Annotated in this window: 1 protein-coding gene; it reads left to right on the top strand. The window is 56.7% G+C overall.

The features are described from left to right. Nucleotides 1–14: 14 nt before the first annotated feature. On the top strand, nucleotides 15–360 hold a 346-nt coding region (locus CG51_RS18970; protein WP_035747743.1), incomplete at its 3' end, for an IS6 family transposase.

The following is a 360-nucleotide window of genomic DNA, read 5'->3' as shown; positions in this document are numbered from 1 at the left end:
GATATCCGCCGGTGATGACAAAGCTTTCAAACGTGGACACGGCTTCGCGCTACAAACGCCACCGCTTTCCTGCCGAGATCATCGCCCATGCGGTATGGCTCTATTATCGGTTCCCGTTGAGCCTGCGCGATGTTGAAGACCTGCTTGCCGAGCGCGGGATCGATGTCTCGTTTCAGACTGTCTGCGAATGGACCGCAAAGTTCGGCTACCAATTTGCCGATCAACTCCGGCGACGCTCGCGCGGCAACTTTGCCGACAAGTGGCATCTCGATGAGATGGTCGTCTCCATCAAAGGCAAGAAGTACTGGCTGTGGCGCGCCGTTGATGCTGACGGCTACGTTCTCGATGCTCTGCTGCAAA

Source organism: Haematobacter missouriensis (assembly GCF_000740775.1).
Lineage (GTDB): Bacteria > Pseudomonadota > Alphaproteobacteria > Rhodobacterales > Rhodobacteraceae > Haematobacter > Haematobacter missouriensis.
Note: the sequence above shows the minus strand (reverse complement) of the source record. Positions and strands in the feature narration are given on the sequence as shown.